At 64.2% G+C, this 18111-nt stretch carries 22 protein-coding genes; 14 read left to right on the forward strand and 8 right to left on the reverse strand.

What is annotated here, in order from left to right; translation table 11 throughout:
* Positions 1–6: 6 nt before the first annotated feature.
* From AC56QX_RS34520 to AC56QX_RS34575, 12 genes are all read left to right on the forward strand, one after another.
* Positions 7–1767: a hypothetical protein gene (locus AC56QX_RS34520; protein WP_497112991.1), complete on the forward strand. Its 1761-nt coding sequence runs from the start codon at positions 7–9 to the stop codon at positions 1765–1767.
* A 23-nt stretch (positions 1768–1790) separates the two neighbouring features.
* The gene (locus AC56QX_RS34525) at positions 1791–2471 is read left to right on the forward strand and encodes a hypothetical protein (RefSeq protein ID WP_497112992.1); all 681 of its coding nucleotides are present in this window, start codon (positions 1791–1793) and stop codon (positions 2469–2471) included.
* A gap of 56 nt (positions 2472–2527) precedes the next feature.
* Positions 2528–3631: a hypothetical protein gene (locus AC56QX_RS34530; RefSeq protein ID WP_497112993.1), complete on the forward strand. Its 1104-nt coding sequence runs from the start codon at positions 2528–2530 to the stop codon at positions 3629–3631.
* A gap of 30 nt (positions 3632–3661) precedes the next feature.
* Complete coding sequence (locus tag AC56QX_RS34535; protein ID WP_497112994.1) at positions 3662–4498, forward strand: hypothetical protein; 837 nt, start codon at positions 3662–3664, stop codon at positions 4496–4498.
* A complete protein-coding gene (locus AC56QX_RS34540; protein ID WP_497112995.1) occupies positions 4495–5529 on the forward strand; it encodes a DUF4438 domain-containing protein in 1035 nt (344 codons plus the stop codon). Before AC56QX_RS34535 ends, AC56QX_RS34540 begins: the two co-directional genes overlap by 4 nt.
* A 44-nt stretch (positions 5530–5573) precedes the next feature.
* Entirely contained in the window at positions 5574–6275 is a 702-nt protein-coding gene (locus AC56QX_RS34545; RefSeq protein WP_475435776.1) for a hypothetical protein, read from the forward strand.
* 16 nt (positions 6276–6291) lie between these two features.
* On the forward strand, positions 6292–6648 hold the full coding sequence (locus tag AC56QX_RS34550; protein WP_497112996.1) for a hypothetical protein: 357 nt from the start codon (positions 6292–6294) through the stop codon (positions 6646–6648).
* A complete protein-coding gene (locus AC56QX_RS34555; protein WP_183456597.1) occupies positions 6645–7460 on the forward strand; it encodes a trypsin-like serine peptidase in 816 nt (271 codons plus the stop codon). Before AC56QX_RS34550 ends, AC56QX_RS34555 begins: the two co-directional genes overlap by 4 nt.
* Positions 7461–7642: 182 nt before the next feature.
* Positions 7643–8134, forward strand: a complete 492-nt coding sequence (locus AC56QX_RS34560) for a LuxR C-terminal-related transcriptional regulator (RefSeq protein WP_497112997.1) — start codon at positions 7643–7645, stop codon at positions 8132–8134.
* Between the two features lie 151 nt (positions 8135–8285).
* Positions 8286–8465, forward strand: coding sequence for a hypothetical protein (locus tag AC56QX_RS34565; RefSeq protein ID WP_497112998.1), 180 nt, complete (start codon positions 8286–8288; stop codon positions 8463–8465).
* A 141-nt stretch (positions 8466–8606) separates the two neighbouring features.
* Positions 8607–9083 (forward strand): carboxymuconolactone decarboxylase family protein, encoded by a 477-nt coding sequence (locus tag AC56QX_RS34570; protein ID WP_497112999.1) that lies wholly within the window; start codon positions 8607–8609, stop codon positions 9081–9083.
* Positions 9083–9940 carry a sigma-70 family RNA polymerase sigma factor gene (locus AC56QX_RS34575; protein ID WP_497113000.1) on the forward strand — a complete coding sequence of 286 codons (858 nt, stop codon included), beginning with the start codon at positions 9083–9085 and terminating at the stop codon, positions 9938–9940. The genes AC56QX_RS34570 and AC56QX_RS34575 overlap by 1 nt, the downstream gene beginning before the upstream one ends.
* Positions 9941–9943: 3 nt before the next feature.
* Here the strand turns inward: AC56QX_RS34575 and uxuA are convergent, their stop codons facing one another.
* On the reverse strand, positions 9944–11128 hold the full coding sequence (gene uxuA, locus AC56QX_RS34580) for a mannonate dehydratase (protein WP_497113001.1): 1185 nt from the start codon (positions 11126–11128) through the stop codon (positions 9944–9946).
* Between the two features lie 103 nt (positions 11129–11231).
* Here uxuA and AC56QX_RS34585 point away from each other — a divergent pair, with 103 nt between their 5' ends.
* Positions 11232–12017, forward strand: coding sequence for an SDR family NAD(P)-dependent oxidoreductase (locus AC56QX_RS34585; RefSeq protein WP_497113002.1), 786 nt, complete (start codon positions 11232–11234; stop codon positions 12015–12017).
* Positions 12018–12052: 35 nt separating this feature from the next.
* On the opposite strand, the gene AC56QX_RS34590 is transcribed toward AC56QX_RS34585, so the two are convergent.
* The gene (locus tag AC56QX_RS34590; RefSeq protein ID WP_497113003.1) at positions 12053–12667 is read right to left on the reverse strand and encodes an alpha-ketoglutarate-dependent dioxygenase AlkB; all 615 of its coding nucleotides are present in this window, start codon (positions 12665–12667) and stop codon (positions 12053–12055) included.
* Positions 12668–12719: 52 nt separating this feature from the next.
* Between AC56QX_RS34590 and AC56QX_RS34595 the strand changes: the two genes are divergently transcribed.
* A complete protein-coding gene (locus AC56QX_RS34595; RefSeq protein WP_497113004.1) occupies positions 12720–12998 on the forward strand; it encodes a KTSC domain-containing protein in 279 nt (92 codons plus the stop codon).
* A gap of 24 nt (positions 12999–13022) precedes the next feature.
* Here AC56QX_RS34595 and AC56QX_RS34600 read toward each other — a convergent pair whose 3' ends face one another.
* The 6 genes from AC56QX_RS34600 to cyoC form a co-directional block, all read right to left on the reverse strand.
* Positions 13023–14285, reverse strand: coding sequence for a DUF763 domain-containing protein (locus AC56QX_RS34600; RefSeq protein WP_497113005.1), 1263 nt, complete (start codon positions 14283–14285; stop codon positions 13023–13025).
* A 131-nt stretch (positions 14286–14416) separates the two neighbouring features.
* Positions 14417–14953 carry a response regulator transcription factor gene (locus tag AC56QX_RS34605; RefSeq protein ID WP_497113006.1) on the reverse strand — a complete coding sequence of 179 codons (537 nt, stop codon included), beginning with the start codon at positions 14951–14953 and terminating at the stop codon, positions 14417–14419.
* Positions 14943–16298: an ATP-binding protein gene (locus AC56QX_RS34610; protein WP_497113007.1), complete on the reverse strand. Its 1356-nt coding sequence runs from the start codon at positions 16296–16298 to the stop codon at positions 14943–14945. The genes AC56QX_RS34605 and AC56QX_RS34610 overlap by 11 nt, the downstream gene beginning before the upstream one ends.
* The gene (locus AC56QX_RS34615; RefSeq protein ID WP_497113009.1) at positions 16295–17113 is read right to left on the reverse strand and encodes an SURF1 family protein; all 819 of its coding nucleotides are present in this window, start codon (positions 17111–17113) and stop codon (positions 16295–16297) included. Before AC56QX_RS34615 ends, AC56QX_RS34610 begins: the two co-directional genes overlap by 4 nt.
* On the reverse strand, positions 17110–17487 hold the full coding sequence (cyoD, locus tag AC56QX_RS34620; RefSeq protein WP_497113010.1) for a cytochrome o ubiquinol oxidase subunit IV: 378 nt from the start codon (positions 17485–17487) through the stop codon (positions 17110–17112). The genes AC56QX_RS34615 and cyoD overlap by 4 nt, the downstream gene beginning before the upstream one ends.
* A complete protein-coding gene (gene cyoC, locus AC56QX_RS34625) occupies positions 17484–18110 on the reverse strand; it encodes a cytochrome o ubiquinol oxidase subunit III (protein ID WP_497113011.1) in 627 nt (208 codons plus the stop codon). Before cyoC ends, cyoD begins: the two co-directional genes overlap by 4 nt.
* Position 18111: the final 1 nt, after the last annotated feature.

Raw genomic sequence — 18111 nt, forward strand, 5'->3', positions numbered from 1 at the left:
GATGTCATGGTCGACGTATTTACAGCCGCCGCCAGCCCGGTCTCGAAATTTCGGTCTCCTGCCACGGTTGCCGTGGACAATCTGCTGCGCAAGACGCTGCGCGTCAGTGATCCGCGCGATCCCGACCAGATCGCCAACGCTCTCTTGAACTTCTATCCCGAGGAAGCAGACAGGGATCGACGCGAACAAGCCGGCCTGCCTTATTCGAGTGTGCCCGACTATGTGCCGCAAGCCCGCAACACGGGCCCGTCCTCCGTCGAGATGGCGCAGGCGCAGGACGATCTCGAACGCGACCTGCAGACGCTTTCGACCTCCTCGCCACTGAAGGACATCCGCATCGAGATGATCGGCTGGGGCCGTTCGATCCGGCAGCTCGCCAATGATGGACTGGCTGCCGCCAGGCTTGCTCTCGATTCGGTCAATCACGACCGTGCCATGTCGGCGCGCCGCCAGCTCGGCGAGTATTCGCGCCTGGCGCGTTATGTCGGCACGCTCACCGACGGCAGCGCCATCCTGTTCAGGCGGTTTGCCCAGAGCTGCGATGTGTTGGCCGGGCTGATCCTTGTCGCCATCGGCGAGGGGCTGGCGTCCAACGGCATCACCCGCAGCACCTCGATCGTGCGTTCGGCGGCCGGAGAGCTGCAGGCACGCCGCAACGCCGTCATCATGGCGCTGCGCAGCCTGACCGGTTCGGTTGAAAGCACGCTTGGCCAGGAAGACTGGCCACGTGGCATCGAAGCCTACCGCAATCTGGTGCAGCAGTTGGAGGCCGGCGGCCAGGCGGACCTGCGCGCGCTGCTGGAGGAGAACGCGCTGTCGCAGGCGATGGACGACCTGGTCGACCTATCGACCGGGGCAAGCGTCGAAGGCTTGCGCGAGCTGTCGACCGCATCGGCGATGCTGGTCCACCGCTTCCAGCGCCTGATCCAGTTCGGCCAGAGCATCCCGGTTCCGATCGACGTGCCGATCACTTCAGGCCCACCGGAATCGCCGCCGCTGGTGGCTTTCGTCTCCAGCCTGCAGCTGTTTGTCGACGCCTTCGTCTCGAAAGGCAGCTCACGGCTGCTCTACGTCGCGCGTCCGCCGATCATCGTCTACGGCCTCTACGGCGCGGGCGGCCCAGACCAGGGCGCCATCCGCCTGATGAACCTGACCATCGCGCGCGGTTTCCTGCTCGAGCAGGTCGACTGCTTCGCCGGCTGCGGCTGCGACGACGACGATATCAGCTGCCAGGTGCTGCTGGATTACCTGCTGTTCCTGCTCGACAGGGCGATCGACCTCTATGCGGTCGGCACGGATCCGGACGGCCTCGGCGAACAGGAGAGGCGTGCGACCGCCGTCGGCATCGTCGTCGACGCGGTGCTGGAGCTGACCGACCAGTTGCAGAATCCCGGCGTGCTTCTGTGCGAATTCAGCGACAAGCTGAAGAGCAAGCTCGGCACGATCTCCGGAGAATTGCTCAATCCGTTCGGTGGTCCCGGCGCCTGGGATTCGAGCCTGAAAGGGCTGATGGTGCGTGAGTTGCGCACTTTCTATCAGGCGGAGGACCAAACCGAGCGCCTGGTGCGGTCGCTGACCCAACAATGCGACTTCAACGTCTTCAATTTCCGCAACAACCAGTCGCTGATCCGCTGGATGATCCGCCGGATCCTCGCCGATACGTTCGGCCAGGGCACCAATCTGCCGAGCCCGGTCCAGATGCCGTCGCCGATCGCCAGTTCGATGGCGAGCATGGGTCAGAACCGCCCCGACTACTGGTCGGCCTGAGTGGGCAGCAAAGGAGCACGACAATGGCTGCGAAGATTCCGTTTCCCTACCACCCGGCCAACAAGTTCCACGCCGGGGTCAAAGCCCGCTTCGAAGTGGAGGCCGAGACGCCGCAGTCGATCGATCTGTTGACCGACAAGGTCGACAGCGGCAGCAAGGGGACCCAGAAGGCCATCGGCGACGTTGCCAAGGCAATCAAGGGGTTCCCCGACGGTGAACAATCGAAGACCTTCGACCGCTTGACCGTCGCGGTCGAAACCATTGCCTCCGCGCTGAAGAACCAGCCCAATGGCGACGCCATCGACAAGAAGCTTGGCGAGATCGGCAAGGCGATCGACAGGCTGGATGAAACGGTGCAGTCGCTTGGCCTGCGCGACAAGGACAATGTCACGGCGCTCTATGCCGCGGCTGTCGACACATCGGGCGACATCGTCGGCCGGACGAACGCCGGGCTCTGGTTCAACCACGCGAAATTCATGTCGTTGCAGGACATCGTGACATTCCAGAAGGGCAAGCCGCAGGAAAATCGCCGCAACGAGTTCGTCAAGCGCCTACGCGATGCCAACACGTTTAGCAGCGGCCTGCCCTCGGTCGTCACCGATAGCGAACTGGTGCGATTCTTCGACCTCGCGCCGGCCGTGATGAATGCGATTGCCGCCAGCCAGGACGCAGCGTCCGGCGGGCAACCGCCGCCAAGTGCCTGAGAACCCAAGTGCCTGAGAACTATGAGCCGCCAATTCGAGCAAGATGAGGTCTGATTATGGCTAGTGAATCCAACCAGGTCATCCAGCGGCTGTTCCAGCGCTTCTTCAGGGACGAGTTGGCGGGTTTGTCGCCGGCCGACCGCGCCGCTTTCGAGAGCGAATTCGAGGGGCGCTACGGGGAGTTGCTCGACCGCTCATCCAGCAAAGCAACAACCAGCTTCGCCGATCTGGTCGGCTTCGGCGATGGACCGATCAAGCCGTTCGATTCGCTGCAGATGCCGTTGCTGCGCAACGATTTCGACGAATCGATCATCCCGCCGCAGCTGCAGGCATCGGCCGAACTCTATTACATCTACCAGATGGACCGCATGAAGCTATTCCAGGTGGTCGACGTGCTGCGCCGGCTGTTCCAGAACGGCCAGATCCGCATCCAGCGCGGTCCCGGCGCGCGCGGGCTTTACATCCTCGAGAAATGGCGGCCAATCCGCTACAAGCGCCGCGACCGGCTGATCGCCTATCGCCGCGTCTTCAATTATGGCCGCGCACCGGTGCCCGCCGGAGCCATCGTCAACCGCAGCTTCCACTTCCAGCTGGTCGCCTTCATGAATGCGATGTCGCAGTACTTCCAGGATCTGACCATCGGCCAGGTTATTCGCGGCAGCTCCACCATCAACGACCGGCCTTTCGCAGCCCTGGCCACGGTACAGCGCGTCGGCACCGATCTGCGCTATCATCTAGACCGTTCGAGCTATGGCAACATCCTGGCTCTGACCCGTGAAACCGGACAGTATGTGCAGCAGATTTTCGAGTTGTTCGACGCACCGGACATCAAGAAATCCTTCGACGCCAACACCAAATGGGACGTCATCGAAGCCGTCGCCAACCGTCATCTGGGCGGCGCCACCGAGATGTCGGAACGCGCCAAGATGGCCGATGCAGGGCGGCGAATCCTGCAATACATCGCCGAAAACGATTTCCGCACGACGATCACGCCGGCGGAGTTCGACGCGGACGCCAAGAAGATGGGCGCGCAGGCCGACGCATGGCTGGCCGCCTACCGGCTGACACGCGAAGGGCGGCGCTTCCCCGGCCTCGACGGCGATCGCGTGCACTGGTCATATGGACTGAACCGCAACACCGCGTCGCGAATAGCTGCCTGAACCGTTCGCCGGGACTGAAGGGTGTCAGCGATGGACCACCAACTTGCTCTTGCGGGGCGTTTCGCGGCCAAGCCGCCGAACATCGTCATCGACGCCCCGCTGGCGTTGTCACCGATGGGGCTGCTGGTGACGGTAACGCTTTCGCAATCAGCGCGGGTGTGGCTGCCGCGCGGCTTCTACACCTTGCTCGACAACGACGAATACTATCGGCGTCGGCCCGATCAGATGGGAGGCGGTTGGCTCGCCCCCGGCACGCGCGATGCCATCCTCAAGGAACTGACACTGGAGCTCGAACCATGGCGCCGGGCGTGGCAGAACGGCCGCCTGTCATCCCGGGTGCACTGGATTGGTGACGCCCAGTATGAAAGCGCGCTGCCCGAGCGTGAGGAAACAGCCCTGTTACCGCGCTTTGAAGGTTGCTGCGCCGCGCTCGAAACACGTTTTGGCGATGTGGCCGGCACCGCCGCTCCGCTCGACGAGTGCGCGCGCGACGTGGTCGCGCTCTCCGCCGCGCTTCAGCCCGACAGCACCTATGTTCTCACCATCGCCGGCAATGACGGCGCCAGGCCGCCATTGTGCGACTATCTCGAGCGGCTGGCATTTCCCACCAAACGCCATCCTGGAGCAATCCCGGGGTGGTCCGGCCCGGCGCTCTGGCCCGCTGCTGCTCCAATCGCCGCGAGCGGCCGCAATGCCGCGATCGTGCAGGTGGTCGCCCCGGTCATCCTGGCGCTGCCCGACGGCTGGAGCGAGACCGACTGGGCGTTGGAAGATCCGGCCGACCACGATGACGGGACGCCGGACGATCCTTGGCGCAATGCCTGTGCGCTCTGGTACGAACTGGTGCCGAAGGAGGCTGCGGCATGAAACCGCCTCGCATCCACCCGGTCCACGGCCTGCGCACCAATGCGCGCGACCTGGTGATGATCAGCGTCGCGGGACAGGTCGCTTCGCCGACCGAGAGGGGCACGCCATGGCGGATCGGATATGATGGCAGGCCGCGCTCGCTGCCGGGCACCGGCGGCATCGTGCTCAACCATCGTGTCGGCGACCCCTGCGTCGGGCTGGCCGGCGACCATGTCGAACCGGCGGTGTCGATCCGCAACGAGGCGCGCGCCGCCGGCGGCAGCCCGGACGCCGCCAACCAGGCGTTGCAGAGCTATTCCTGCGTCGGCAACCACGCGATCGTCACCACGGGCCGCGCGGCCGGCGCGCGCGGTGTGGTGACCGGCAAGCATGGCGGCGTCGACACCGTGCTGATCGACTTTCCGCTGCCGGCCATGCGGCAGATGGCGATCGGCGATCGCATCCAGGTCTGGGCCTATGGGCTTGGCCTGCGCCTGACCGACTATCCCGACGTTGCGATCTGGAACTGCTCGCCGCGGCTGCTCGCCCGCTGGCGGCCGGTCGAGCGCAACGGCAGGATCCACGTCAAGGTGACGCATCGCATCCCCGCCCGCGTCATGGGCTCGGGTCTCGGCCGCAACAATGTGCTGCGCGGCGACTACGATATCCAGATGTCCGATCCCGGCATGGTGCGGCGCTACAAGCTCGGGTCGCTGCGGTTCGGCGACATTGTCGGCATCATGGATGCCGACAACCGCTATGGCCGGTCGCGGCTGGGAGGGCATGTGTCGGTGGGCGTCATCGTGCACAGCGACAGCACCGTCGCTGGTCATGGCCCAGGCGTTGTCTCGCTGCTTTCAGCGCCGGCCTCGATTCTCCAGTTGGAGCTCAGCCCGGACGCCAACATCGCGCGCTACCTGGACATTCGCCCACCCCGACCGGCACGGCCGTCCTTTCCCTTGCCGACCATCGAGCAAAGGGAACGAACCGTGGCAAGGCTGCGCCGGCGGGCGACGGCGGCGGACCCAAGCATGGTCGCCGGATCCGGCTAGATCCGAGCCCGAGCGGAGAAACGAGTTACGAGAAAGGGATCGGCATGTCATATCTCGACGAACAACTCGACGCGCTGGTCAACGAGGCCGCGCAAACGGTCGCTCACCGCTCGCCATGCGGCTGCTCGCGCTGTCGGCGACAGCAGGGCTTTCGCGCCGTCGAGGTCAGACGCCGTCATTTTCCGAGCTGTGGCTGCGGCAGTTGCGGCGATGCCTCTTCCTTTGATGAGACAGCCATACGGCGCGGGCGGGCCCCGCGTCCGGCGCGCGGCCAGACGTCGGTGCGGGCGCGCGGGTCACAACTGCCGGGCTGGCGCGGCTGGACGCCGCCGGTCTCGCTGGCCGCGATCGACGCGGCGCGCACCGCCGCGAGCCGGGGCGGACGCGTCGATGCTTTGCTGCGGCCGTTCCTGGCGCCAGGGCCGCAGGTCTATCGCATCACCCGCGCCGGCATCGACCGCGACCGCCCGCTCAGCATCGGCATGACCAAGGGCAACAATTCGATCGCGCAGAGAATTATCGAACATTACCGGCAGCCGAGCCGAGCCGACCCCAGGGTAAACACCGCGATCCGCAATCTGCAGCCGGGCCAGATCCTGGTCCAGGCAGCCCGGCTCACCCGCCAGGCCATGCATCCAAGGCGGGCCAGGAACTATGAAGGCTGGCTGCAGGACCGGGAGCGCCCGCTGCTCTACGACCCCAACAGCACGACATTCGATGAAATGGCGCTGATGCGCAACAATTGAACCAAGGGAGATTCCCATGCACGGGCAAGTCGCACCGCATGCAAGGTCGGTATGGGCCGACCTCGACGCCATCGTTCTTCAGGAGGTCAAAGCGCTGCGCGCCGCCTCGCCACGCCCGGCCGAAATACCCTTCGACTCCGACGAGGAATTCATGGATCGCGCGGCGGCCTATCTCGAAGGCCGCGGCGACGAGGCTCATCTTCTGATGGAGCGACTGCGAGGCTTGCTCGGCCTGACGGCAAGTGCTGACGCGGATCAGGCCGAGGCGTCGCAAGAGCCCGCGCATGAAGGTGGGATCGATGATGCGGCGCAACCGGGGGCCATGCCCGTGGATACCGCGCTGCCGGAGGCCGAACGCGAGCAAGACACATGATGCTGTTTTCGCCCACCCCCTTCGAACTCGACCGGCTAGCCGACGAAGCGGACTATGCGGTGGTTGGGCCGACCGACGGGCGCGCCAGGGTCACGCACACCAACCGCTTTCCGCATAGTGCGGTCTGCCACATCGAGCGCGATTTCGGCGACGGGAGGATGACCGGCTGTACCGCCTTCCTGATTTCGCCGACGCGGCTATTGACCGCGGCGCACTGCATCACCAGTCCGATCCGGCAACGGCTCGGCCTGCCCAATCTCGCCGTGCGCATCCGTGTCACGCCGGGTCGAGCCTCGCGTGACGCGCGGCCGTTCGGCTGGCAGTGGGCCAAGCAATGGCACGTCAACCCGCCATACCGCCGCCGTCCCTCTGGCCTGCACGATGTCGGGCTGATCGAGCTCGAGCGGCCTTTTTCGCCATCGCCCGGACACTTCCAGCTCTGGTCGCCGAACCGCCAGGATCTCGAGAGGCTTCGCAGCTCTCGGCTCCTTCACATTTCGGGCTATCCGGCCGACAAGCCGGACGGCACGCAATGGGAGCATTCCGAGCGCCTGGACCGGATCACGGAACGGCAGCTTTTCTACAGCGTCGATACCTGTCCGGGACATAGCGGCGCTCCAGTCTGGATCCATCGCCAGCAGGCCGGCCCACCGGTGGTGATCGCGGTTCACACCGCCGGTCCACGTCCACATTCGGGTGGTGCCTGGGGGTGCCGGCCCGGGGTGCCGCTTGCCCCGGCCGGCCTGTTCAACCGAGGCGTCAGGCTTACCCCTGACCTCTTGCGTTCGATCCGGGCCGGATTCAGGCGCTGAAAGGTGAAAATTGGCGACCCGATGATGATTTTTGGAATGCTAATATTTCGGAAGGTGTTATAGTCGGAACCATCAATGCAGCTTTCATACTGGTTGCGCCGGGGTTCGGCGGCGTGGCAGTTTTGTTAGGGCGCCAGGGCTTGTGATTGTACTGAGTTTCCTGCCAACTGGGGCGTTCGGCCATGGTTGCACGTGCCGAGAACTTGCAGAGACTTTCCGACTTCGCTGACGAGATTGCCGCGTCACGGAAAAAGTGCGATCCGGGAACGGATACGTCGAACTTTGTCGTGAACGGCCATTCGCTGGTTGCCATCCGTTACGCGGATGACGATCGCGGGGATCCAAACGGTCATACTGATCAGCGCCGGCCGGTGGGACGCATCGTGTGTGCCGGCACGCACTACCTGATCTATGACGCCGTCTACATGCCGGACGTTGCCACCGATCTTCCGCCTTCGGCCGCCGAAATACTGACCCGGCGCGAACTCCAGATCGCCCTACTGATCGCTGACGGCAAGCTGGACAAAGAGATCGCGCGGCAGCTCGGCATCAGCGGTTACACCGTACGCGAGCATATCAGGCGGATCTTCGCGAAGCTGAATATCGGCCGGCGTTCGGCGATTGCATCCTGTGTGCTCGCGGGTCGGGCGGACTTCCGCCATGATGTGCGATAGGGTTAGTCGAGCGGCTTTCGAGGGATCGGCACTGAGCAGCAGGTCGCCGGCTCTTCCGGGTCGGCCGGAATGTCGAACTCTCCGCAAAGGCCGGTCGACTCTTCACCTGATTCCTGAAATAGCGCAGCGCCGAAAGTCCTCAATCGCGCTGTTGCCGACCAACGCCGTGCCGCGGCGCCGGCTGGCTGCTTTCCGACACGAATTCATGCCGCCGCTGACGCTAACCGAAGACGAGGTGGCCGAGGGCGTGGCCATCGTCGACCAGGCCATCGCCGACGTGAATGCCGGCAAGGTGTCGGATGCGGATGTCGCGCCGTTCATGATGTGGTGATGGAAGCCGCTTGGCAGAAGCCGTTGCCCGCTTCCAACAGGCGCCGCCTCCAAGATCGGGACATAAAAAAATCTGGCGTGGATGTCACATCAGCATTTCCACGCTCGTCATGGGATTGGCACCAACAGGAGGAAGCCAACCATGACCGCAAAAATCGACCTCTTCGCCGCCGCCCCTTCGCTGATGAAGAGCTGGCAGCGCTCCTCGATCGAGCTCTCCGCCGCCGCCAGCCTCGAGCACAGCCTCACCGAACTGGTGAAGCTGCGTGCCTCGCAGATCAATGGCTGCGCCAACTGCATCAATCTCCACGCGACCGAGGCGCGCGAGAACGGTGAAACCGAGCAGCGCATTTACCTTTTGCCGGCCTGGCGCGAGGCACCTTGCTACAGCGATCGCGAACGCGCGGCACTCAACTGGACAGAGGCCTTGACCCGGCTGTCGGAAGGTGCTGGCCATGCGAGCGGCTATGAAGAGCTGAAGGCGCATTTCACGGAGGAGGAGCAGATCAAGCTCACCTTGACGATCAACATCATCAACGCCTGGAACCGCATCGCTGTCGGTTTCGGCCTGTATGCCGATCCGGCGGCTGTGAAGGCCGCCCGGGTGGCAGCAGCCTGATGACGAGCCCAGCGCCCGACGATGCCGCGGCGGGCTTCGGCCCGCTGCGTCCGAAGCTCATGCGCGTCGCCTACCGCATGCTGGGTTCGGTGTCGGATGCGGAGGATGCGGTGCAGGAGGCCTTCATCCGCTGGATGAAGGCCGATCGCGCCGCGGTGCGCGAACCGGAGGCATTTCTGCGCCGTACGGTGACGCGGCTCTGTCTCGACCAGCTCAAATCCGCGCGACACAAGCGCGAGACCTATGTCGGGCCCTGGCTTCCCGATCCCGTCGTCGAAGAGGACGAGGTGGAAGACGTCACCTTGCCGCTGATGCTGGCGCTGGAACGCCTGTCTCCGCTCGAACGGGCGGCCTTTTTGCTGCACGATGTGTTCGGCCTGGGATTTGACGAGGTCTCGGCCGCCGTCGATCGCGATCCGGCGGCCTGCCGCCAGCTGGCGGCCCGGGCACGCGGCCATGTCCGCGAGGCGCGACCCCGCTTTGCTGTTGAAAGACAACGCGGCCTCGAGCTTGCCGAAGCCTTCTTCACGGCCTCGCGCAGCGGTGACATGAAGGCGCTCGGCGCCATGCTGAGCGCCGACGTCATCGCCCGCGCCGACGGCGGCGGCAAGCGTCCGGCGGCTACCGAGCCGGCTCTGGGTTTCGATGCCGTGATGGCGCAGTACGAACGTGTTGCGGCCTGGTTGCGCGCGCATGGCTCGAAACTTGTCCGCGTCGGTTTCATCAACGGATTGCCGGGGTTCGTCACCCTGGAAGCCGATGGCGAACTCCAGACCACCGCACTCGACATCGAGGATGGGAAGATCGCGGCCATCTATGTCGTGCGTAACCCCGACAAGCTCAGGCACCTGCACTAAGCTTCAGGCCAGCCCGAACTTCTCCACGGCGCGCATGATGCCGCGCAGTTCGGCGAGGCCCTTCAGGCGGCCGATCAGCGAGTAGCCGGGATTGATCTTCTTCTTGCCGATATCGTCGGCGAGCAGGTGGCCATGATCCGGCCGCATCGGAATGCGCCAGTCGGCACGGCCCTCCTTGCGGCGGCGTGCCTCCTCCTGCATCAGAGCGAGGATGACATGCGCCATGTCGGTGCCGCCCTCGAGATGCTCGGCTTCGTAGAACGAGCCGTCCTCCTCGATGGTGATGTTGCGCAGATGGACGAAATGGATGCGGTCGGCGAATTCCTTGACCATCGCGACAATGTCGTTATCGGCGCGGGTGCCGTAGGAGCCGGTACAGAAGGTCAGCCCATTGGCCGGGCTGTCAACGGCATCGAGGATGAAGCGCGCATCCTGCGCGGTCGATACGACGCGCGGCAGGCCATAGAGCGAGAAGGGCGGGTCGTCGGGATGGATGCACATACGCACCCCCTCCTCTTCCGCCACAGGAATGATCTCGCGCAGGAACCAGGCGAGGTTGTCGCGCAATTCCTTAGGCCCGATCCCGTCATACTCGGCCAAAGCCTCGCGGAAACTGTCGCGGTCATATTTGCGCTCGGTTGCCGGCAAGCCGGCGATGAGGTTGCGCTCGATCTGGTCGATCTGCTCCGGTGCCAGCGCCTTCAGCCGCTTCTCGGCCTCGGCGATACGCGCAGGGGTATAGCTGGCGGCGCCGTTCTTGCGTTGCAGCACAAAAAGATCATAGGCGGCAAAATCGATGGCATCGAAGCGCAAGGCATAGCCGGTTGTCGGCAGGCGATACATGAGGTCGGTGCGCGTCCAGTCCACCACCGGCATGAAATTGTAGCAGATCGTCTTGATGCCGGCCTTGGCGAGCGTGCGGATGCTGTCGCGATAGTAGCCGGCATAGCGCTCGCGTTCGGGCGCGCCGATCTTGAAGGAATTGTGGACCGGGATGCTTTCCACCACCGACCATGTCAGGCCGGCGGCCTCGATGATCCGTTTGCGCTCGAGCACATCGGCTTCGGGCCAGGCCCTGCCATCGTAGATGTGGTGAAGTGCGGAAACCACGCCGGTGGCGCCAGCCTGTCTGACATGTTCAAGCGTCACCGGATCATCCGGACCATACCAGCGCCAGCACTGTTCCATTACAACTTTCCTTTTTACGAGAGACCGGCAACCTATTGTTTGACTACGATGAGTGTCAAACTCGGAACCAGGTTTTTCGATAGCGCATGAAGGAGCTCCCGCGATGAAGGATTTCGACGGCAAGGTGGCATTGGTGACGGGGACGACCGGCATCGCGCTCGCCACCGCAAGACGGCTGGCGCAGGGCGGTGCTGCGATCATCGCCTGCGGCATCGACCGGGCCGCCAATACCGCCATGCAGGAAGGCCTCACCAAAGCCGGAGCGGATGCGATGGTGCAAACGGTTGACGTCTCCGTTTCCGATCAGGTGCGCGACGCGGTCGCGGCCGGCGTCGCGAAATTCGGCGGCATAGACGTCATCGTCAATTCCGCCGCGGTCCATCCTTACGGAACCGCGACGACGACCGACTGGGAAACCTGGAACCGGGCGATGACGGTCAATGTCGGATCGATCTACCTGACCGCCCATTTCGGCATTCCGGAAATGATCAAGCGCGGTGGCGGCGCCATCGTCAACGTCGCCTCGGTGCAAGGCTTCGCCTGCCAGCAGAACGTCGCCGCCTATGCCACGACCAAGGGGGCGATCCACACGCTGACACGTTCGCTGGCGCTCGACTATGCGGCATCAGGCATCAGGGTCAACTCGGTCAGCCCGGGCTCGATCCGCACGCCGATCCTGGAGAAAGCCGCGCGCGGCGACAATGGCAGCGATGCCGATGTCGAAGAGGCCTACAGGCGCTTCGGCGCGGCGCATCCGCTAGGCCGCATCGGCGAACCGGAAGAAGTGGCGGAACTCATCGCCTTCCTGTGCTCGTCCAAGGCCGGCTTCTGCACCGGCGCCGACTACAAGATAGACGGCGGCCTGACCGCCGGCATCGGCGTGAAATGACCAGATCGGCGTGGCGTTCATGGCCAGCAGGACGCTCAGGGCTTTTGAGACCGCAGTGTCCGCAAGGTGATCGAGTAGCGATGCTCGGCAAGCGGCCGGATGCTGTGCTCCCATTCGGTCCGTGAAGGCCCGGTCATGAGATAGGCCGACCTTGGCTCGACGACGATGGTCCGGCGCTCCCATTTATCACCGCTCTTTCGCCGCAGCCGGAAGCTGCAGGGCGCCAGCAGGGAGACGCCAACGACATCTTCGAAATGCGGCTTGTCGCGATGCCAGCCGATACCGGCGCCAGGCCGGTATTCATTGATCAGCACCTGCGCGAACACCTCCCCGGGCCGGCGCGCAAAGGCCGCGACCTTCTCGCGCACAGGCAGCAAGAAATCAGGGATCGGCGCCGCCTCGACGACTTCGCGCCGGTCATAATCGTAGCGCAGGCCAAACCCGACGACACGCCGGTTTGCCAGATGGCCATGGAAATCGAACGCCTGGAACGGCAGTCCCTCAAGATGCCGCGCAAGTTCCGTCGCTTCCTGCGGCGTGATCAACTCTGGCTGGTAGGCAAAGCCCTCGGGCAGATTCTCAGCAGCCCCAAAGAGATCATGTTGGAATACCGGAGCGTGGCCGATGGCTTTCAATTTGAGCTGCGACATCCCGCCTAGATGGTGAAGGCTGGACCGCAAGGCAATATCGAGCCGCTCTTGCGTGCGTGACAGCGGTGGCGATGGCAGGGAACCGCACCATGTCTGGCGGATTTATCTGGCTGAGCCGTCAGGTGCCGAGATGCCATCGACCGCGATCCGAAACACCCACTACGATCCCGCGACCAGGACCCTCTCCGTCTGGTTCGTGCCGAGCGGCCATCGCTATGACTACGCGGACGTTGCCCCGGCAATCTATGCGGCTTTCCAGAAGGCTGCCTCGAAAGGCCGCTTCTTCAATGAATTCATCCGCGACCATTACAGGTACCGTCGCGTGGCATGATGATGCGGGAGCACGGTCGGCCCGTCACGCCTTCTTGTTGAGCTCCGCAGGCGCATTGTCCGGCGCCGGTTCCCAGCCAAAGACACTGCGGCCGCCAAGCAGATGCGACTGGTCGAATTCGCCGGCGACGATTTCCTTCAGGCTGGGGCCGGTGACGTATCGCTCGACCTGCCGCGACTGATCGTCGAGGCGCCGCAGCGCGCCGATTTCCTCTTCGCGGCCAAGCCTGGCCTTGTGCACGGCCGACTTCAGCACGCCGATCGTCTCGTCATAGACCTTGAGCGGAACAGGGAACGGGTGCCTGTCCTTGCCGCCATGGGCGAGCGAGAAACGGCCGGGATCGGAAAAACGGCACGGCGCGCCGTGGACGACTTCGGCGACGAGGGCCAATGCGCGCACGGTGCGAGCGCCGACGCCGGGAACCAGCAGAAGCTCGGAAAAGTCCGCCGGGCCACGCTCGGCGGCGGCCGCCATGTTTCCATGCAGACGACGCATGACGACATCGCTTTCGCGAACATCATGGTGAGCCGGCATGACCAGATGCGGCAGCAGCGGCTGCTCCGGAGCCGGTGCGGTGCCTGGCTCCAGGGCAGCGAATTCCCGCAGGATGCGATCCGGGCCGAGGTCCTGCAGCAAGTCCAGCTGGCCCTGGCGCGAAGCCTCGGCACGATGGTCTGTCAGGTTGACGATCTCGCCCTGGTTGGCGCCTTCGATGGCGGCGTGCGGCTGATCGACGAAACTCTTCAGACCTTCGGACAGCCAATGGTAGCGCCGTGCCACCTTGCTGTCGCCGTTCATGCCTTGCTGCACAACCACCCAGTCGCCGTCATCGGTGACGATGAAGCCGTGCAGATAGAGGTCGAAGCCATCCTGAACGGCGGCGCTGTCGACCTTGGCGACAAGCCGGCTGACGGTTGCCAGGCGCGCTCCGTCGAAGCCGATGCGCTCGCCAATGGCGGCCAGTTCATGCGGGGTTTTTCGCGAATGCGCGCCACGGCCGCCGCAGACATGAATGCCGAGTTCGCCTGAGAGCGGCGTGAGACCCCGTTTCAGGGCGCCGACGACGCTGGTCGTGATGCCGGACGAGTGCCAGTCCATGCCCATGACGGCGCCGAAGGACTGAAACCAGAACGGATGCGCAAGCCGCCGCAGCAATTCGTTGCGGCCATAGTGATGGATGATCGCCTCGCACATGACGGCGCCAAGGCGCGTCATGCGGTCGCCCAGCCATTTCGGCACGCGTCCGCCGTGAAGTGGAAGATCAGCACTGCCCGATCGTTGCGCCAAGTCTGTTGCCTGTTCCGGTGTCTATCCGGACAGATATGTATCCCAGACCGCGTAGGGAAGCATTGAATACTCCTGCCGGGCGGCTGGCGGCCTCAAGGCTGGTCTCTGCCCTTGCAGCGCAGCGCGTCCGGCTATCTCACCACGCGTTTCTCGAGCTTGCGGGCCAAAGTGCGCCGGTGCAGGCCAAGCCGACGTGCGGTTTCGGAGATATTGAAGCCGGTCTCGACGAGCGTTTCGTGAATGCGCTCCCATTCGAGGTTCTTGATCGAGGTGGGGCGGCTGCTCAGCGAGACGGAAACATCGCCCTCGGCCCGGCCGAAGGCGGCTTCGATGTCATCGGTGTTGGCGGGCTTCGCCAAATAGTGACATGCGCCGAGCTTGATCGCCTCGACCGCGGTGGCGATGCTGGCAAAGCCGGTCAGCACGACGATCCTCATCGAAGCATCGCGGGCGCTCAAGAGCTTGACGCATTCCAGCCCGGAGCCGCCGGCGCCAAGCTTGAGATCGACGACGGCGTATGCCGGAACCGCTGTTTCGAGGGCGCGAGCCAACTCTTCCCTGCCGTGGCAGACGACGACGTCGTAGTCGCGCTTTTCGAAGGAGCGTTTCAGCGTCTTTGCGAAGATGGCGTCGTCCTCGACGATAAACAGGGATCGATCAGGCTTCATGATCATCTCCATCGTGCAGTGCCGCCAGCGGCAGTGACAGCGTAACACAGGCCCCACGCTCCATGTTACGCGCCGAAAAATCGCCTCCCAGCTTTCGAACCACGTTGACGACGAGGAAAAGGCCAAGGCCACCGCCCGGCCGTCCCTTGCTCGACATATAGGGCTGGCCGAGCGCGGCCAGAATAGTCTCGTCAAAACCCGGCCCGCGGTCGCGCACGGCAATCACCAGTTTCTCGCCATGCCGTTCGGCGGTGACGCCGACCCAATCGGGCGATGCTTCCTGGGCGTTGTCGAACACGTTGAAGATGACCTGTTTCAGCGCCGTGTCGGAGACGATCTGCTCGTCGGGGTCGAAATCGTTGCTGTACTCCAGATTGAACGGCTGGCGGCTGACACGCCATTCCTGGACCAGATCATCGAGGAAATGGCGGATGCTGGTGCGGATCGTGCCTTCGCCCCGCGCCTGCCCCGAAGACATGAGGATGCCCGACACGATGCTTTTGCAGCGCTCGATCTGCGCCTGCATCTCGGCCACGTCCCCCGCCAGCTCGCGGTTGCGCGTGACGCTGCGCATCTGGCGCCAGTCGGAGAGGATCACGGAGATGGTCGAAAGCGGCGTGCCCAGTTCATGCGCGGCACCCGAGGCCAGCAGGCCCATGCGCACGATGTGGTCCTCCTCGGCGGAATGCTGGCGCAGATCTGCGAGATAGGCATCGCGCTCACGCAGATTGCGGTTGATGCGCGTCATGAAAATCACGATCAGGCCAGCCGCCAGCACGAAGCAGATGAACATGCCCCTGATATGCAGGGCCAGCAGGTCGCTGCCGCCGTGATGCGGGATCGCGATCGGCTGGAACTGGAAGGTGAGGAAAACGAAGCAGGCGGAAGCGGCGGCCACCAGGCTCCAGGTGGACCAGGGTGTCAGCAGCGCGGCGCCTAGCGTGATCTGCAGCAGGTAGAGCGACACGAACGGGTTCGAGGCACCGCCGCTGAGGTAAAGCTGAGTCGTCAGCGCCGCCATGTCGAAAATGAGCGCGACGAACAGCTGCGCGTTGCTGATCGGGCGCCGGCCGCGCGAAGCGAACAGGCTGAAGATGTTCAGGCCGACTAGGAAGACCACCACGCCGCCCATCTCCGGCAGCGGCAACGAAATATCGAACCAATATTCCGTCACCAGAATGGTGAGCACCTGACCCGCCACCGCCAGCCAACGCAGCTGGATGAGCAGGAGCAGGTTCTTCCTGTTCGCCGCCGCCGCGTCGGGATCCGAGACCGTGCCGCCGTTGCCCGCAAGGGATACCGCAAAGGATTTGTCGTTGCGAAGCGTTTGCGTCGGGACGCTCATCTTGCCGGTCCTCGCCGCCAGCGGCCGCCGATGATCGGCGCGGCCAGGGCTGCGGCGAGCAGCGCAGCGAGCGTGAACCAGGTCAAAGCGTAGACGAGGTGGCTGTTGCGGAAAGTCACGACGGTCAGGCCGCCGCGCGGCCAGCTGTCCACGCCGGATGCCTCCACATCGACGAAATAGGGGGCGACATCCGTCAGGCCGTGCGTGGTGGCGATTGCCGCGACGTCCCGCGAATACCAGCGATTGCCCGCGGCGTCGTTGTTGCGCAGAAAGCCGCCGCCGGGCTCGCTCATGCGCAACAGCCCGTCAATGACGGTCGACGAAGCGAAGCCGCCGCTCTCTTGTTCGAACTCGGCCTTGCGCTCCTGGGGAATGAAGCCGCGATTGACCAGCACGACGAAGCCACGATCGGTCCGCATCGGCGTCAGCACCCAATAGCCGCCGCCAAGCTCCGTCACCGCCTGCACCAGCGTGTTGGCGCCGCCCAGAAAGTGCCCGGCCAATCGCACATGGCTGTATTCACTACTGGCTGCGGTCATGCCGCCCCATATCTCCGGGCCGGGCGCATCGGCAACCGGAGCGTGGATGCGCTGGTCGACGCGGGCGATCAGGTCGAGCTTCCAGACCCGCCTTTCCAGCTGCCAGATGCCGAGCCCGAGAAACACCAGCACGCCGAGGAGCCCGAGCAGTGCGAGGAAAAGCCGCGACAGTGGCGATCTGTCGGCGTCCTTTCGCGGCTCGGCACGCAAGTTGATGCCGGCCTGCCCGATCCGTGCCTCGATCACGGTCCTCCCCGCGCCCGGCGCCGGGCTCATGGCATCTCGCGCATGTCGTGCAGCCCCGGCATCATGTTGGCGTTGAGGTGGTACATCACCCAGAGCGAACCGGTCAGCACGATGACGACCAGGATCAGCGTGAAGATCAGAGCCAGCATCGACCATCCGCCCTCCGAAGCGGTGTTCATATGCAGGAAGAACACCATGTGGACGACGATCTGCACCACAGCGAAGGCCATGATGACGATGGCCGTGGCCTGCTTGTTGTCGATGGCGCCGCTCATGACCAGCCAGAACGGGATGGCGGTGAGGATCACCGACAGGATGAAGCCGATCAGATAGCCCCTGAACGATCCGTGCGCGGCTCCGCCATGGGCGTGGTCGTGACCCTCGGCATGATCATGAGCGCTCATCGCAACATCCCCATCAGGTAGACGAAGGTGAAGACGCCGATCCAGACGACGTCGAGGAAATGCCAGAACATCGAGAGGCACATCAGCCGGCGGCGGTTCGCCTCGGTAAGGCCGAACCGAGCGACTTGCGTCATCAGAGTCACCAGCCAGACAATGCCGAAGGTGACATGCAGGCCGTGGGTTCCGACCAGCGTGAAGAAGGACGACAGGAAGGCGCTGCGCTGCGGTGTCGCGCCTTCATGGATCATGTGGGCGAATTCGTAGAGCTCGATGGACAGGAACGCCAGGCCGAACAGGCCGGTCACGGCAAGCCAGGCTTGCGTCGCAGCGACCCGCCCCTTGTCCATGGTCAGCATGGCAAAGCCATAGGTGATCGACGACAAGAGCAGCATGGTGGTGTTGACCGCCACCAGATCGAGATCGAACAGGTCCTTCGGCACCGGTCCCGCCGCGTAGTTGCCGCCGAGCACGCCATAGGCCGCGAACAGCATGGCGAAGATCAGGCAGTCGCTCATCAGATAGAGCCAAAAGCCGAGCATGGTGCTGCTGCCTTCGGCATGCACATGCTCTTCTTCCAGGTGGAAGACCGGTTCGGTTCCGGCCGTGGTTGCTGTCGAAGCCATG

It is taken from the genome of Mesorhizobium sp. RCAM 06353, from assembly GCF_059683585.1.

Excerpts from the sequence above, each read along its gene's own strand:
- AC56QX_RS34520 (WP_497112991.1), top strand. The coding sequence starts at position 7 with ATGGTCGACGTATTTACAGCCGCCGCCAGCCCGGTCTCGAAATTTCGG.
- AC56QX_RS34525 (WP_497112992.1), top strand. The coding sequence starts at position 1,791 with ATGGCTGCGAAGATTCCGTTTCCCTACCACCCGGCCAACAAGTTCCAC.
- AC56QX_RS34530 (WP_497112993.1), top strand. The coding sequence starts at position 2,528 with ATGGCTAGTGAATCCAACCAGGTCATCCAGCGGCTGTTCCAGCGCTTC.
- AC56QX_RS34535 (WP_497112994.1), top strand. The coding sequence starts at position 3,662 with ATGGACCACCAACTTGCTCTTGCGGGGCGTTTCGCGGCCAAGCCGCCG.
- AC56QX_RS34540 (WP_497112995.1), top strand. The coding sequence starts at position 4,495 with ATGAAACCGCCTCGCATCCACCCGGTCCACGGCCTGCGCACCAATGCG.
- AC56QX_RS34545 (WP_475435776.1), top strand. The coding sequence starts at position 5,574 with ATGTCATATCTCGACGAACAACTCGACGCGCTGGTCAACGAGGCCGCG.
- AC56QX_RS34550 (WP_497112996.1), top strand. The coding sequence starts at position 6,292 with ATGCACGGGCAAGTCGCACCGCATGCAAGGTCGGTATGGGCCGACCTC.
- AC56QX_RS34555 (WP_183456597.1), top strand. The coding sequence starts at position 6,645 with ATGATGCTGTTTTCGCCCACCCCCTTCGAACTCGACCGGCTAGCCGAC.
- AC56QX_RS34560 (WP_497112997.1), top strand. The coding sequence starts at position 7,643 with ATGGTTGCACGTGCCGAGAACTTGCAGAGACTTTCCGACTTCGCTGAC.
- AC56QX_RS34570 (WP_497112999.1), top strand. The coding sequence starts at position 8,607 with ATGACCGCAAAAATCGACCTCTTCGCCGCCGCCCCTTCGCTGATGAAG.
- AC56QX_RS34575 (WP_497113000.1), top strand. The coding sequence starts at position 9,083 with ATGACGAGCCCAGCGCCCGACGATGCCGCGGCGGGCTTCGGCCCGCTG.
- uxuA (WP_497113001.1), bottom strand. The coding sequence starts at position 11,128 with ATGGAACAGTGCTGGCGCTGGTATGGTCCGGATGATCCGGTGACGCTT.
- AC56QX_RS34585 (WP_497113002.1), top strand. The coding sequence starts at position 11,232 with ATGAAGGATTTCGACGGCAAGGTGGCATTGGTGACGGGGACGACCGGC.
- AC56QX_RS34590 (WP_497113003.1), bottom strand. The coding sequence starts at position 12,667 with ATGTCGCAGCTCAAATTGAAAGCCATCGGCCACGCTCCGGTATTCCAA.
- AC56QX_RS34605 (WP_497113006.1), bottom strand. The coding sequence starts at position 14,953 with ATGAAGCCTGATCGATCCCTGTTTATCGTCGAGGACGACGCCATCTTC.
- AC56QX_RS34610 (WP_497113007.1), bottom strand. The coding sequence starts at position 16,298 with ATGAGCGTCCCGACGCAAACGCTTCGCAACGACAAATCCTTTGCGGTA.
- AC56QX_RS34615 (WP_497113009.1), bottom strand. The coding sequence starts at position 17,113 with ATGAGCCCGGCGCCGGGCGCGGGGAGGACCGTGATCGAGGCACGGATC.
- cyoD (WP_497113010.1), bottom strand. The coding sequence starts at position 17,487 with ATGAGCGCTCATGATCATGCCGAGGGTCACGACCACGCCCATGGCGGA.
- cyoC (WP_497113011.1), bottom strand. The coding sequence starts at position 18,110 with ATGGCTTCGACAGCAACCACGGCCGGAACCGAACCGGTCTTCCACCTG.